This window comes from Loktanella sp. D2R18 (assembly GCF_003318235.1).
Classification (GTDB): Bacteria; Pseudomonadota; Alphaproteobacteria; order Rhodobacterales; family Rhodobacteraceae; genus Yoonia.
In genome coordinates this window covers 417,414-430,219 of record NZ_QOCG01000030.1, presented here as the reverse complement: position 1 = coordinate 430,219, position 12,806 = coordinate 417,414, and the positions used below count along the sequence as shown (strand labels likewise).

12 protein-coding genes and 1 pseudogene are annotated in these 12,806 nt (G+C 53.6%); 4 read left to right on the top strand and 9 right to left on the bottom strand.

The genetic code is table 11. The features are described 5' to 3' along the window. Nucleotides 1–181: 181 nt before the first annotated feature. The 5 genes and pseudogenes from DS901_RS19055 to DS901_RS15625 all read right to left on the bottom strand — a co-directional run. Nucleotides 182–349: pseudogene (locus DS901_RS19055) on the bottom strand (transposase); the annotation flags it as partial. Nucleotides 350–381: 32 nt separating this feature from the next. Next, nucleotides 382–1,437 (bottom strand): quaternary amine ABC transporter ATP-binding protein, encoded by a 1,056-nt coding sequence (locus DS901_RS15640; RefSeq protein ID WP_113778069.1) that lies wholly within the window; start codon nt 1,435–1,437, stop codon nt 382–384. 12 nt (nt 1,438–1,449) lie between these two features. Further along, nucleotides 1,450–2,487: an ABC transporter permease gene (locus tag DS901_RS15635; RefSeq protein WP_113777830.1), complete on the bottom strand. Its 1,038-nt coding sequence runs from the start codon at nt 2,485–2,487 to the stop codon at nt 1,450–1,452. A gap of 129 nt (nt 2,488–2,616) precedes the next feature. Beyond that, nucleotides 2,617–3,588 carry an ABC transporter substrate-binding protein gene (locus tag DS901_RS15630; RefSeq protein WP_113777829.1) on the bottom strand — a complete coding sequence of 324 codons (972 nt, stop codon included), beginning with the start codon at nt 3,586–3,588 and terminating at the stop codon, nt 2,617–2,619. 117 nt (nt 3,589–3,705) lie between these two features. Continuing rightward, nucleotides 3,706–4,962, bottom strand: a complete 1,257-nt coding sequence (locus tag DS901_RS15625; protein ID WP_113777828.1) for a M24 family metallopeptidase — start codon at nt 4,960–4,962, stop codon at nt 3,706–3,708. A 100-nt stretch (nt 4,963–5,062) separates the two neighbouring features. Between DS901_RS15625 and DS901_RS15620 the strand changes: the two genes are divergently transcribed. Beyond that, nucleotides 5,063–5,989: a LysR substrate-binding domain-containing protein gene (locus DS901_RS15620; protein ID WP_113777827.1), complete on the top strand. Its 927-nt coding sequence runs from the start codon at nt 5,063–5,065 to the stop codon at nt 5,987–5,989. A 649-nt stretch (nt 5,990–6,638) separates the two neighbouring features. On the opposite strand, the gene DS901_RS15615 is transcribed toward DS901_RS15620, so the two are convergent. After that, nucleotides 6,639–7,553 (bottom strand): LysR family transcriptional regulator, encoded by a 915-nt coding sequence (locus DS901_RS15615; protein ID WP_113777826.1) that lies wholly within the window; start codon nt 7,551–7,553, stop codon nt 6,639–6,641. 117 nt (nt 7,554–7,670) lie between these two features. Here DS901_RS15615 and speB point away from each other — a divergent pair, with 117 nt between their 5' ends. From speB to DS901_RS15600, 3 genes are read left to right on the top strand one after another with little or no spacing between them, the layout of a single operon-like run. Next, nucleotides 7,671–8,723 (top strand): agmatinase, encoded by a 1,053-nt coding sequence (speB, locus tag DS901_RS15610; protein WP_113777825.1) that lies wholly within the window; start codon nt 7,671–7,673, stop codon nt 8,721–8,723. 12 nt (nt 8,724–8,735) lie between these two features. After that, entirely contained in the window at nt 8,736–9,080 is a 345-nt protein-coding gene (locus tag DS901_RS15605) for a RidA family protein (protein WP_113777824.1), read from the top strand. Between the two features lies 1 nt (nt 9,081). Continuing rightward, nucleotides 9,082–10,032 (top strand): ornithine cyclodeaminase family protein, encoded by a 951-nt coding sequence (locus tag DS901_RS15600; protein ID WP_113777823.1) that lies wholly within the window; start codon nt 9,082–9,084, stop codon nt 10,030–10,032. Here the strand turns inward: DS901_RS15600 and DS901_RS15595 are convergent. From DS901_RS15595 to DS901_RS15585, 3 genes are read right to left on the bottom strand one after another with little or no spacing between them, the layout of a single operon-like run. Beyond that, nucleotides 10,029–11,084, bottom strand: a complete 1,056-nt coding sequence (locus tag DS901_RS15595; RefSeq protein ID WP_113777822.1) for an ABC transporter ATP-binding protein — start codon at nt 11,082–11,084, stop codon at nt 10,029–10,031. The two genes, DS901_RS15600 and DS901_RS15595, sit on opposite strands and share 4 nt — an antisense overlap. 13 nt (nt 11,085–11,097) lie before the next feature. Further along, on the bottom strand, nt 11,098–11,940 hold the full coding sequence (locus DS901_RS15590) for an ABC transporter permease (protein WP_113777821.1): 843 nt from the start codon (nt 11,938–11,940) through the stop codon (nt 11,098–11,100). 1 nt (nt 11,941) lies between these two features. After that, nucleotides 11,942–12,793 carry an ABC transporter permease gene (locus DS901_RS15585; RefSeq protein ID WP_220150243.1) on the bottom strand — a complete coding sequence of 284 codons (852 nt, stop codon included), beginning with the start codon at nt 12,791–12,793 and terminating at the stop codon, nt 11,942–11,944. Nucleotides 12,794–12,806: the final 13 nt, after the last annotated feature.

Genomic DNA, 12,806 nt, shown 5'->3' with positions numbered 1-12,806 from the left:
ACGCGATTTCGCAGAAAGGCTTCTGCATGCCTCTCATTATGCAATCGGCGAAATGAGAGGTGGTCCTGCTTTTCCGACCAGTTTGCAGCCTTGATTAGGTGGATCAGGGTTTCATTTCAGGCTGCTAATCTCATTGGTTCTGTTTTGCTGGCATAATCTGCTCGGGGGCCGAACCCCAGCGGGTAAAGGCCGTCGCCATGTTTTCTATCGCTGCGCGCTTCCACATTCCGATCTGCGTCGGGTGAACACCGTACTTCTTGGATAGCTCCGCAAGCGTCATCTCCTCGCGGATCGTTTCAAGCGCAACCTTGGCTTTGAACTCCGGCGAATGGTTCTTTCGTTTCTTCATTCTGGATCACTTCTTTCGTCATGCGATCCACCTTAACGACTGGTCCGAAAATCCGCGACCACCTCTGTGTGCGCTGGTACGAGCGATTTAACAACATCTGTCATCGAAAGCGTCCCGACATTTTCGCCGTGGCTGGTGACGATGAATGTGACATTGGTATTACCGTCCGACGCGGCGATGAGATCCTCTAGCGTAGCGGATGCATCGGCTTCGTGGCTAAGCCCCGTGGTATCCCCGCCTTTTGTCATTACTGTACCTGCACGCAAAACGCGGGCGCGGTTAATATCTGCGATGAAGTCCATGATATAGGGATCATTTGGATTGATCAGAATATGCTGAGGCTCGCCTTGTTGGATGACTTGCCCGTCTTTCAAGATGACCAAGTGATCTGCAAGTTTCAACGCTTCATCCAAGTCATGCGTAATGAATACAATCGTTTTATTGAGCTCTTTTTGCAGCTCAAGCAGCAGATCTTGCATGTCCGTGCGGATAAGAGGGTCAAGCGCCGAAAACGCCTCGTCCATCAGCATAATGTCTGAGTTCGAGGTCAGTGCACGCGCGATCCCGACCCGTTGCTGCATTCCGCCAGATAACTGATGTGGATACTGCCCGCCCTGTCCGGACAGGCCCACGCGTTCCAACCAACGGGTCGCTTCGGGTTCCCATTCAGCTTGCGGAAGCCCGTCGATGATCAGCGCTGTCGCGGCATTTTCCAGCACGGTCCGGTGCGGAAGGAGCGCGAATTTCTGGAACACCATCGACATACATTTGCGTCGCATGTCGCGCAGTTGCGCCGCGTTATAGGTCAAAATGTCTTCGCCACTGACAATAACCTCACCGCTGGTCGGTTCGATCAGACGGTTCAGGTGGCGAATAAGTGTCGACTTGCCGGAGCCTGACAAACCCATGATGACAGTGATTTCACCGGGTGCCATATCGACGTTGATATTGTTCAGACCAAGGGCATGACCATGGTCTTTGAGCAGTTCGGTTTTGCCCATGCCATCTTTGACTTTACTCAGGACGTCTTGTGGGCGGGGGCCAAAAACCTTGTATAGATTACGGATCGATATCTTCGGTTCGGTCATTGCGTGTTCCATTCAAGATTTTTGAGCGGCATTGACGCGGGCAAGTGCAGCTTTGGTCAAGCGGTCGAGGATGATGGCCAGCAGAACGATGCCAAGACCGGATAGCAGACCGACGCCAAGCTCAAGATTACGGATGCCGCGCAGGACGAGAACACCAAGACCCGGGGCCGAGACAAGGCTGGCAATGACAACCATCGCGAGCGACATCATGATGGTTTGGTTCACACCAGCCATAATGTTGGGCAACGCGAGCGGAATTTGAACGCCATAAAGCTTTTGCCGTTTGGTCATGCCAAAGGCATCCGCCGCTTCGATAACCTCTTCATCGACCAAGCGGATACCGAGATTGGTTAACCGGACCACGGGTACAATTGCGTAAAGAATAATCGCAATACCGTACAGCTTTGGTTCGGTGACTGAGAACAAGAAGATCAATGGGATAAGATAGACAAACGGCGGCAAGGTTTGCAGCATGTCCAACACGGGTATCATGCCATTCTGAAACCTGTCCGATCGAGACATCGCGATGCCTATCGGCACCCCAAGAAGAATACAGATCAGGGTACAGACAAAAATAATTGCCAGCGTTTGCATCGTGTAATCGTAATAGTCAATGAAAGCGAGACCGACAAAAGAACCACCAACGAAGGCAGCAAGAAGCCAGGACCGGCTGACAAGCAGCGCCAATAGGGTCAACAGCGGTATCATGATCCACCACGGCGTCGTTTCAAAAAACCACAACGCGTTGTGCAATGCCCAGCTCAGCGGTTGTGTGATCGGGTCAAGCACGGCCGAAAGCGAATCTTTAATTCCGAGAAACCCGTTTTCCAGACCAAGAGCGACAGATCGCGATTGGGGAAAAACGCTGCAGGCGTCATTGAGAACGTCCATCGACGGAAACGGTGTATTCCAAAGTGATGTTTCGGGGGCCTCACCGCTCGCTTTCGCCAACAAATCGGCCATAGACAACGGGGCGTTACCGCCTCCGCCGTCTCCATCGCACCATTCACGCAAACCGAGTGTGTTAAAGATCCAATCGAAGTTGGCCATTGGTCGTGTCCCCTGTTCTGATCGCTGCACCATTTTGGGTGTCTTGCGAAACTGCGCATCGGCTTCATCGCCTTTCGCGCGAATAGGCGGCCCCTAAAATAAGGGACCGTCTGAGTTGTAGCGCGGTTTTTATTTCAGAAGTGCGCTCAGATTTTCGCGTGCATCGTCGTTGATCCAACCAGACCAAACGTCCTGATAGGTGGACAAGAAGTAGACAGCGGCTTCTTCGCCCGTTGCGGAATTGTCGTTCATCCAGCTCAAGACCTTGTTCATCGTATCAGTCTCAATGGTCATGTTGGCCAGGAATTCGCCCAACTCTGGATGCTCTTCAACGAAGTCGGTTGTGACGGCCGTGACCACGGGTGATGGCGGGAAAGAGCTGCGACCAACATCGGTGGAATCAACGTCACGCGCCGCTTTAAAAGCAGCTTCATCATATTCGCCCATATCAACCTGAACGAGGTCGTAGCGACCGATAACCGCTGTCGGTGCCCAGTAATAGCCGAACCATGGCGCGTTATCTTCAAATGCTGCCGCGATTGACGTGGCAAGCGTTTCGCCAGAGCCATGATTGAAAATTTCGATACCGGCTTCCTCGACACCGAAAGCTGGCAGCAGGTTGTCATTAAAGACGCGGCAACCCCAACCTTCGGGGCAGTTGTGGAACCGTCCGCCGACCAATTCAGGGTTCGCAAGGATACCATCGATGGTCGCAAGCTCGGGGTGTGCTTCGACAAGATAGCCGGGGATCCACCACGCATCGACACCGCCGGGATCGATCACAGCGCCGAGCTCTTGGATCAGGCCTTCCTCTTTAAGACGCGCGTAAGCTGTCCCTGTGCCGTTAACCCACAATTCGGTCACGATATCGGGTTCGCCGTTTTCAGCAACAGATGTCACCGCTGGAACCGTGTCAGATGGCACGATTGACACGTCGCAGCCGTATCCTTGCTCCATGATAAAGTTCGCAACATTGGTCACAACAGACGCTGACGCCCAGTTCATTTCAGTAATCGTGACTGCACCACAGCTGTCTGCGTCTTGGGCAAAGGCGGGGGCAGCAACCATTGTGGCGGCGGCGGCTATAAGTAGTTTTTTCATTGATATTTTTCCCTGTGTTATTGTTGAAAGACATGAATTTGCGTGTTGTGCAGCGCTGCAAATGACATGGCGCAAAAGCGGAAATCCCCTCAGGCATACGTCAGCTTGCATTGCGCTTTATTTGAGAAGTTCCTCTTCAAACGGAAAGCGAGAGAGCAACTCAACCCCGGTTTCAGTGATCAGCACCTGCTGTTCGAGTTTGACACCTTCGCGCCCGCCATCTTCACCGGTATAGCTTTCGACACAAAGCGTCATGCCGGGAAGGATTTCACCGTCGTATCCGGCATCTGGAAAATCGCCGTTATGATACAGGTACGGATATTCGCCCGTCATCCCGCAGCCATGGGCGCTAAGATAGTACCGGTTGGCGTAGTATTTCTCGGGGATATCCCATGCGGCATCCGCGTAGTCACGAAACGACATCCCCGGACGCAAGATACCCATGTTGTGATGCACTTGCTCGTAAGCAACTTTGTACAGATCGCGTTGTTTATCTGTCGGTTTTTCAGGGCCTGCATGGAATGTACGTGAGAAATCAGAGTAGTAGCCGTGGCAACCAACCACATCAGTATCAAGTGCAACAAGGTCGTTTGCCTGGATGAGATTAGAGCTGGTTTCTTGAAACCAAGGGTTCGTTCGGTCGCCAGAGTTAAGTAACCGGGTTTCCACGTAATCACCGTTCTGCGCGATGATCGAGTGATGCAAAACCGCCCATAATTCGGCCTCTGTCATACCGGGTTTAAGCGCGTCTCGCAGTTCGCCAACACCGCGTTCCGTCGCGCGCAGTGATGCGTTGATGCACTTCATTTCTTCCGCGGATTTGATCGCGCGCGCCATTTCAACAGGTTCTTGCGCATCCACAAGGTGGATACCATGATCAGCCATCGCCATTGCTGTGCCGGCATTCATGCGTTCCACACCAACCCGGGGGTTTGTACCGCAAAGTTCGCGCAACGTGGCTGCCATGTCCTTGGCCCACTTTTGTTCACGCGCAACAATATCGGGCCCTGCGGCTACAAAGCTGGCGGTCACAGCGGGGCGAATTTCGTCGATCGTCTCTAGGCCTTCGGGCAGATGCAACGCGCCGGTAAATTCATAGATAATCGTGCGATCAGCGGTCATAACAAGGTAACGCGACGGGCCATTGCGCATTGAAAAGACTTGCATGTTGCGGGCCCCGGTCGCGTAACGGATATTGATCGGGTCCATCAATATGACCGCATCAATGTTGCGTGCAGCCATCTCACGGCGCACCTGACCTTGGCGCCAAGCACGCACTGCGACCAGATCTATGCCTTCATTTTCAGGTGCACGATCAAGTAGCGCGAGCCCCGCAAGATCACTTCGTTCGGCATGCCAATCAAATTCAGCCATTTTAGGCTCCTGATAGTGGTTGTGAGTTTTGGTGAGGTTAGTAGCCCTAACAAAACTATCAAACTCTGGTAATTTTCATGAATTTAGATAACCTAGAGTTATGAAGAAATATCGAAACCGCCTTCCGCCACTCGACACCTTTATTTTTCTAGAGTGCGTCTTGCGGCATGGCAGCTTTACGGAAGCCGCCGATGAACTGCTCGTGAGCCAAGCGGCCGTCAGCAAACGGATCGCCCAGTTAGAGGGATGGCTAGGTGTGCAGCTATTCCACAGGCGGAAACCGAAACTGGTGCCAACATTAGCCGCGCGCCGCTTGGGTGATCGTATGTCCATGGCGCTTGAGTTCATTGATCAATCTATCGCCGAAGTTGCCAACCCGGCGAACCCAATCGTGCGTATCGCCTCCATGACAGCCGTTGGCATGTTTTGGCTTCAGCCCCGATTGCGAGACTTTGCGCTCAGCGAAGATGCCTGCATGTTTAATCTGACCCTCAGTGATGATCTCACCAACCTGTTTTCAGACGATAACGATCTTGCCATCGTCTATGGCGACGGCACATTTCCGGGTTGGAACGCGACGAAGATACTCACTGAAGAACTCGTGCCGCTGGCCACACCAAAAATTGCGCAACGGTTGGCGGGGTCTGCGATGTTGGCCGACGCACAAGCCCCGCTTTTGGTTTATGATCGCCTATCACCGGAATGGATCGACTGGGAGGTTTGGTCAGAACGGCTGCAGGTAGCCCTACCCGAAAGCCTAGCACGGACACATTGCTCAAGCTATTCGCAATCAATCGGCCGCGCGCTTGCCGGCCACGGCGTATCCCTCGGATCGCTTCCTCTATTTGAGAGGGAAATCGCGGAAGGCCGCCTCGCTCGACTTCAGCAACCCTCTTACAGCGGTTTGGGTGGATATTGGTTAGCGTGGCCGCAAGCGCGGCATATGACAGATGAAACCCAAAGATTTCTCAAAGCATTCTCTGATCTGAAAGTTTCGGACAACAATTCGGACAATCTCCCAAATTGATAACTCATTGCCTCCACGACAAAAGGGCGCGCGGGCACCATTGTCGCTACGGGTCAGTCCGCAAATATGTTTGCCATCAGCGATAAGTGCTTAAGGCCAGTGGCCGGCTTATTGTGCAAGTTCGGCGATGGGTTGTTCGGCGCCTAAAAAGACCGTTTGCCGAAGGGTCTCGTTCCACGGCATTGGGCGGTAGGGAATGCCGCACGACCGACCAAGGTCTGCTTTGGGGAAGCTGCAGCGCAGCGCCAATCGATGAGACGGACGGCTGCAGTGGGCCGTTCGCGTCGATCGACCTCAAGGGCGGAAACCTGACTTTCGCTGCGGCAGCAAACCAGATTGGACAATTCAAAGAAAGCAGACCTTCAGGGCGACGATCCAGTTTGTTCAATTTCCAATTGCAGCTAACGGCAGGTTTGAGCCCACACCGGCCCCATTGATTTTGTGCTGCGCGCGCTCGCAGCGTTGCTTATGCTGCAACCGCTAAAATTCTGTTGTCGCAACGCGGCGTGAAAACCAGTCATTCGGATAATTTGCAGCAAAGGAATGATAGCCAAGTATCAAAGTGCGGAATTTACCGCGCACGCCGTCTCTCTTACGTTTAAACAGTGCTACTAGGACGCATCTCATCAGGCGGCAACTTGGAGAAAGCCTATGGTTTCAAAAGATCGAGAAAGTCCTGCAAGATCGCGGATTGATTTCGATCAGTGCGCCAAACGGCACAGATCGGAGTGGAATAGCCAAAAACATCAGGCAGAATTTCATAGAACTCATCACGAATTAAGTCTTGGCAATGAGACGGGAAGTAGCCCAAGTAAACACCGCTTCGCACAAGGGAAAGTACCGCTTCGGTCTGGTAGACCGTACTGCCAACCGGAAAGATTTGCTTTCTTTTGCGCAAACGCTCGCCTTCAAAATATCCACGATGAACCAGCTTGTGCTTACAAACGTCCCTGTCCGACAATGTAACTCCGTTAAGTAAATCATCGACCAGTGGGTGATTCCCACCACAAAACAGCCCAACGCGTTCATCGTAAAGCGTCATATAATTAAGGCTTGGGTGGCGTTGGTAATCGGGGACGATCCCCACGTGTAATTTGCCGTCAATCACGCCGCGCTCTACCTCGTTCGGCGATCCCGTCATCATAGTGACCGACACATCTGGGGACATAGCTTGAAGGCTACGAATGGCGGATACGAGCGGATTCTTCACGTCGCTTATCGTAAAATCGATCATGCCGATTTCGATTTTTCCAACCAACTTGTTGCTGATACTGGCAATGCGCGATGTAAAGTCTTCGCTCTGTTTTAAAAAGTGGTCAATGAAATCATAAGCCTGCTGACCTTGCTGCGTCAGGTAGAACCCACTGCGCCCGCGATGACACAGACGCAGCCCAAGTCTAATCTCAAGATCCGAAATTTGCCGAGAAATCGTGGATCGACCAACGCCCAACTCGGTCTGCGCAGCGGACAAGCCACCACATTCAATCACGGTTTTAAACACACGCATCAAACGTAAATCCACGTCATTGATCGTGCCGGAAAAAGCTTTCTTGGGTCGAGGCATACGAGAAAATCCATGAGTAATTCAAGTTGCATAACTATGAAACAAAACTTCCAAATGTTCAAATTTAACTCACCACTCAGGCTGCGCTAAGCATGAGCGATTAATTGGGAGATTTGTATGGCTTGGACGGCGGAAAAACTCGCCCGTTTGCAACGGAAATTCGAGGACACAACGGGCGGCGACTTGCACGATCCAAAGGCGCAAAGGATAGCCGCGAAAATCTTTTCTGAGGGTGGGCGTCGGCCTGCCCCATATGCCGGTATGCCGACATTACTGGATGCGCCGCATATTCCCTTTAATTCGGGTGTTGAGATTTCCGCTTTGGATGTTGCGCTTTATGGGGTGCCGATGGACCTTGGCGTGACCAATCGCAACGGGTCGCGGTTTGGACCACGGGCTTTGCGAAGTATCGAGCGCGTTGGTCCCTACAACGACGCGCTCGAATGCGCTCCGGTTCACGAAATGTCTGTTGCAGACATTGGCGATGTGCCGATGCAGAGCCGGTTTGACCTCACGCAAAGCCATGCTGACATCGAAGAATTTGTCACCAAAATCGTAGCGCATGATGTGATCCCATTAGGTGTTGGTGGTGATCATTCCATCAGTCACCCAATTCTAAAAGCTGTCGCAAAAGATGGCCCTGTCGGGATGATCCACATCGATGCCCATTGCGATACTGGTGGGTCTTATGAAGGCGAGAAGTTTCACCATGGCGGCCCTTTCCGCAATGCGGTGCTTGACGGGTTGCTTGACCCCGAGCGCACGATCCAGATCGGCATTCGAGGGGCCGCAAAATACATCTGGGAATTTTCCGAGATGTCAGGGATGACCGTGATCGAGGCCGCAAGCATCACCGATGCAAACCTGCCTGACATCATCGCGAAGGCACGCGAAGTTGTCGGAGATGGCCCTACTTACTTTTCCTTTGATATTGATAGCCTCGATCCAGCCTATGCGCCCGGAACTGGTACGCCAGAGGTCGGTGGGCTAACCACGCGCGAGGCTTTCAAACTGATCCGCGGCATGAAGGGCGTGAACCTTGTCGGCGGTGATGTTGTCGAAGTTGCGCCCGCTTATGACCCAACAACAAACACGGCCCAGAATGGCGCGCAAATGTTATTCGAAATCCTGAGCCTGATTCAATTCTCTCCCTCTAGAACACCAAAGTAAGGATACCTGCCAATGACGATCACACGCACCGAACTTGACACTCGCATGAGCCAATCTGTGGTCCACGGTGATACAATCTATCTCGCAGGTCAGGTTGGCAGCGGGGCGGATGTCACCGCACAGACCAAAGACATGTTGTCCGAGGTCGACCGCTTGTTGGCGGATGCAGGAAGTAACAAATCCCAAATTCTGACCGCGACGGTTTGGCTTGCCGATATCGCGAACATCGCGGATATGAACGCTGTTTGGGATGCATGGATTGATCCCAAAAATCCGCCTGCGCGCGCCTGTGTTGAGGCACGCTTGGCCACGCCAGATTATTTGGTTGAGGTCATGATTACGGCCGTAAAAGGGTAATATGCTGCGGGTTTTTGACACGAATGAAACGCGGGCGGGGCTAGAGTGGCCCCGCTTGATCGACGGGCTGGACGCGATGTTTCGGTCGGGCTGCGTCATGCCATTGCGCCACCATCATGAGGTCGAGGTCCCAAACGAAGACAGCGGCACCTTGTTGTTGATGCCAGCGTGGACGCCGGGAAAATACATCGGCGTTAAAATGGTCAACGTCATACCCGGCAATTCAACGCGATCGTTACCTGCAATTTCGGGCGCGTATCTTTTGTCGTCAGGTGAAACTGGCGCATTGCTTGCCGTGCTTGACGGCGCGGAATTAACCGCACGGCGCACGGCCGCAGCGTCAGCCCTTGCAGCGCGGTATTTAGCACGGCCGGATGCACGCAATTTGCTTGTCGTCGGGGCCGGAAAGCTGGCGCTTAACGTGATCGAAGCACATACTGCGGTGCGCCCCCTTACATCGGTGACGATCTGGGCACGCCGCATCGAACAGGCCCAAAAGGTGGCAAAGGCTGCCCGTACTTTGGGGTATGACGCGCAGGCCACTGATGATCTGGAATGCGCAACCTTGCAGGCCGACATCATCAGTTGCTGCACGCTATCTCGGGCCCCCCTGATCAAGGGGGCTTGGGTAAAGCCAGGGACGCACATCGATCTTATCGGGGCGTTTAAGCCAGAAATGCGCGAAACGGACAGCGCGCTGATCGCGATGGCGTCGGTTTTCGCAGACACGCGCGAAGGTGTTTTGTCCGAAGGTGGCGATATCGTTCAAGCCATTCGCGAAGGTGCCTTCGGCGCTTCAGATATTAAGGCGGATTTGTTCGATCTGGCACGAGGGGATCATGCCGGACGCCGGTCTGAGGATGAGATCACCGTCTTTAAATCGGTCGGTGCCGCATTGGAGGATTTGGCTGCGGCAATCCTCACGTATGAGGCCACCGCAACGACGCATTAAGCCGCCTTAAACAGCGACACCAACGCAGGGTCGAATGTCAGCGCCACTTTTGAGCCAACATCAAGGCCCTGCGCTTCTACGCTTGAGCGACGCACGCGCAGGTTCTTGCCATCAATTGCCACGACAAATTCGGTTGCCGCACCCAGATCACGCATGAAAGAAATCGCGCCGATGCCCGCATGGTCGTCATTGGCAACAGGGGTCAGGCCCACGTGTTCTGCCCGCACAGCGGCGAGCATTTTGTCGCCGTCTTGATGGGGTACTGTGCTTTTGACGGGGGTGCCGAACAGATCGATCGCGCCCCCCTTCATTGCGCCCACCTCGATCAGGTTAGCCGCGCCAAGGAAATCCGCGACAAAGCTGTCTGCGGGATCGTTGTAGATTTGTGAGGGTGGTGCAGACTGGCGAATTGCACCGTCTTTGAGGACAACCAACTCATCGGCCAGCATCATCGCTTCGTGCTGGTCATGGGTCACCAGAACAGTAGTCACGCCGAATTTTTGTTGCAACTGGCGCAGCTCGATCTGCATGTTGTCGCGCAACTGAGCGTCCAGAGCAGAGAGCGGTTCATCGAGTAAAAACAGCGGTGGCTGGATTGCCAAAGCACGCGCAATGGCCACCCGCTGGCGTTGCCCGCCCGACAAGGCCGAAACGGGGCGATCCGCAATGTGCGGTAGCCGGATCACGTCCAGCAGCTCTTCCACACGGTCCCGTTGTGCCGCACCTTTGACGCCGCGCAACTTCAAACCATAGCCAATGTTGCGCGCGACACTCATGTGCGGAAACAACGCCAGCGATTGAAACACCATGCCAAAGCCGCGTTTGTGCGGTGGCTGATTTGAAATGTCTTGTCCATCGAGGATCAGGCGGCCTTTGGTTGCGGCCTCGAACCCGGCGATGATGCGCAGCAACGTGGTCTTGCCGCAGCCCGATGGCCCCAAAAGGCACACGAAAGATCCGCGTTCTATTTTGAGATCAACGTCGCGTAGCGCGTCGACGGTACCGAATTTTTTCGACACGTTTTCGATGTGGAGGTGAGTATCAAATGTCATATCTCTGACCTTTCTAAAAGAGGCTCGCGCGACCGGCGATCAGCTTGTCCACAAGCACAATCAACACAACATCGGCGACAATAATGAACACGGACAGCGCCAGTGTTGATGGGTCCAACGAAGACACCGTGCGGCTGTACATCCAGATGGGCAGCGTGCTGACATCAACGGTGTACATGAAGAAGGTGATTGTGAATTCGTTGAAGCTGATGATCAGCGCAAAGATCAGGCCAGCAAGGATACCGGCCTTCATCATCGGAATGACAATATCCCATATTGCGCGCAGTGGAGACGCACCGAGCGATACGGCAGCTTCTTCAACTTCCAAGCTGATCCCGCTCATGGCGCTGAGACAATTGCGCAGCACGAACGGCAGGACGAGCGCGACATGAGGGATGATGATGCGCCATATGCCGATGTCGAGCCGCAGGCTTTCGGCAATCAGTAAAAACGCAATGCCAAGGATCACCAGCGGGAAGACCAAGGGCAATGTGAACAACAGTTCCATCCCGCTGCGAATGCGCCGATCACCCCGCGCCAAAACATAAGCCAGAGGAATGCACACACCGGTTGAAATCACCATAACGATGACCGCGACGACAAGGCTGGTGATCGTTGAGGACACCACCGATTGCGCGCTGTTGGCGTCTTCGGTTGTGAACATCGCGATCACTTCCGAATACCAACGCAAAGACAACGCTTCGGGCGGAAAGCCTGTGTTGTCGGCCGCAGAGAAGGACATGATCGTTACGACGATGACGGGTAGAGAGGAAATCAAGATGCCGCAGATCGCGAGCAGGATGATAACAAAACGATAGGTGCCGCCCCCTTCAGTTGGAAGAAGATCAACCCGCATATCAGCGCTCCACTTTTTCAGATGTGATCCGCGCCAACCATGCTGCAAACAGCATCGTAATCATGGTGACAAAGATCAGGATCATGCCAGCCGCCGCAGCGCCAGACCAATTAAACAATGGTGAAATCATATCTCGGATGGCGATGCCCATCATCTGGACGCGGCGACCACCCAACAGCAACGGAATGGCGAAGGCGCTAGCATTGAAAGCAAACACGATCGACGCTGCACCAAATAATCCGGGCCGAAGCAGCGGTACGGTCACGTCAAAGAAGATGCGCCAATGCGAGGCGCCCAGCGAACTGGCCGCCTCCAGATGTTCGCGCGATATGCCGCGAACGGAACTAACAATCGGAAAGACCGCCAAGGGGAGAGAGGTTTGCACCAACCCCAGCAAGACTCCCGTCTCGTTGAACAGTAAAAAGATCGGTCGTTCAATGATGCCAAAGCTACGCAGGGTGGAATTCAAAACCCCACTGGGCCCGAGCAGCAATATCCAACCGTAGGCTTGCACGAGCAGGTTCAGAATGAGCGGCAGCAAGATCACAATGGTCAGGCTGCGGCGGGCAAAGGGACTGCGTAGGCTTGTCAGCAGGAAGGCAAGCGGAACCGCCATCAACATGGCAAGGATGGTCGCAATAAACGCAAGCCGCAGTGTTAACCAAACGGTACGACCAAAATATGGCGTCATCAAATCCACATAGGGCTGGATCGAAAAGCCCTCGATGCGGGATTGTTCGCCTGAAATGGAAAAACGAAAGATATAAAAACACGCCCCTAGAAAGGGGAGAATTGCGATGAGCGCTGGCAAAGAAAATGCCAGCGCTTTTGATTTAGTTAATTGAAGGCTCACTGAGGAACGTCCT